Raw genomic sequence first — 1,837 nt, 5'->3', positions numbered from 1 at the left:
GCGACGGTCATGGCGTCCCTCCTGGTGCGGCGGTGCCGCGGTGCGGCGGTGCGGTGGTGCGGCGGTGCGGTGGTGCGGCGGTGCGGTGGTGCGGCGGTGCGGTGGTGCGGTGGCGTGTGCTCCGTGGGTGGGGAGCGCCCTACCGGTCCGCTCTGCGGGGACGCAGGTGCCGCGGGCCGCCCTCGCCCCGCGCCGCGCGTGTGCGGCCGCCCGCCCCCCGGGCCGCGGCCTTGGTGATGTTGCGGGCCATGCCGCCGAAGACGACCGCGTGGAAGGGCGACACGGACCACCAGTAGGCGTGTCCCGGCAGACCGCGCGGATGGAACAGCGCGCGCTGCCGGTACCGGGTGCGGCCCTCGTCGTCCGTCTCGGCGTGCATCTCCAGCCAGGCCAGTCCCGGCAGCCGCATCTCCGCGCGCAGCCGCAGCAGACGGCCCGGTTCGATCTCCTCCACCCGCCAGAAGTCCAGCGAGTCGCCCACCCGCAGCCGTTCGGCGTCCCGCCGTCCGCGGCGCAGCCCGACCCCGCCGACGAACCGGTCCAGCCAGCCCCGGACCGCCCAGGCCAGGGGGAAGGAGTACCAGCCGTTGTCGCCGCCGATGCCCTCGATCACCTTCCACAGGGCCTGCGGCGACGCGTCGACCGGCAGCTGCCGCTCGTCCTGGTAGAGGCTCCCGCCGGCCCAGTCCGGGTCGGTGGGCAGCGGATCGCTGGGCGCCCCCGGCACGGCGGCCGACGACCAGCGCGTGGCGACCTGCGCCTCCCGCACCCGGCGCAGCGCCAGCTCCAGCGCCTGGTCGAACGGCAGCGGCCGGCCCGGGGCGTCGGGCACGTAGCGGGCGATGTCGTGTTCGTGGCAGACGACCTCGTGCCGCAGCGACTCGGTGAGCGGGCGGGCGATCGACGCGGGCACCGGGGTGACCAGACCGACCCAGTAGCTGGACAGGCGCGGGGACAGGACGGGCACCGGCACGATGAGCCGCCGCCGCAGTCCGGTGGCGGCGGCGTAGCGGCGCATCATGTCCCGGTAGGTGAGGACGTCCGGACCGCCGATGTCGAAGGCCCGGTCCACGTCCGCGGGCATGGTCGCCGAACCGACCAGGTAGCGCAGCACGTCCCGGACTCCGATGGGCTGGGTACGGGTGTTGACCCAGCGGGGCGTCACCATGCCGGGCAGCCGCTCCGTGAGGTAGCGCAGCATCTCGAACGAGGCCGACCCGGAGCCGATGACGACCGCCGCCCGCAGCACGGTGGCCGGCACCGGGCCGTCGAGGAAGATGCGCCCCACCTCGGCCCGGGACCGCAGGTGCGGCGAAAGGGACTGCTCGGGCACCCCCATCGGGGTGAGCCCGCCGAGGTAGACGATCCGCCGGACACCGGCGGCGTGCGCCTGCTCGGCGAAGATCCGGGCCGCCCGGCGGTCGGTGTCCTCGAACCCGGAGCCCGAACCGAGGGCGTGCACCAGGTAGTACGCCACGTCGACGTCGCGCAGGGCGGCGGCGACGGACGCGGCGTCCGTGACGTCCCCGCGCACCGTCTCCGCGTCGGCCGCCCACGGGTGGTCACGGAGCTTGTCCGGGGAACGGGCCAGGCAGCGGACCCGGTGACCGGCGGCCAGCAGCTCCGGTACCAGACGGCCCCCGATGTACCCGGACGCCCCGGTGACCAGGCAGAGCAGCCGTTCGGTGTCCTGCGGTGCGTCCGTGCCCACGGTCCTGCCTCCCTGCGTCCGCCGCCGGGACCGTTCCCGGGGCCTGTCGTTCGAGCATCGCCGCCGCGCCGTGCCCGCGCGCGTCGCGGACGGCCGGGCGCGGGCCCCGCCCCGGCGACCCGGGAG

At 76.2% G+C, this 1,837-nt stretch carries 1 protein-coding gene; it reads right to left on the bottom strand.

What is annotated here, in order from left to right:
* Positions 1-139: 139 nt before the first annotated feature.
* The gene (locus tag G3I53_RS22860; RefSeq protein WP_343239716.1) at positions 140-1,711 is read right to left on the bottom strand and encodes an SDR family oxidoreductase; all 1,572 of its coding nucleotides are present in this window, start codon (positions 1,709-1,711) and stop codon (positions 140-142) included.
* Positions 1,712-1,837: the final 126 nt, after the last annotated feature.

Origin of the sequence: Streptomyces sp. SID14436 (genome assembly GCF_010548465.1) — a bacterium.
GTDB lineage: Bacteria > Actinomycetota > Actinomycetes > Streptomycetales > Streptomycetaceae > Streptomyces.
Note: the sequence above shows the minus strand (reverse complement) of the source record. Positions and strands in the feature narration are given on the sequence as shown.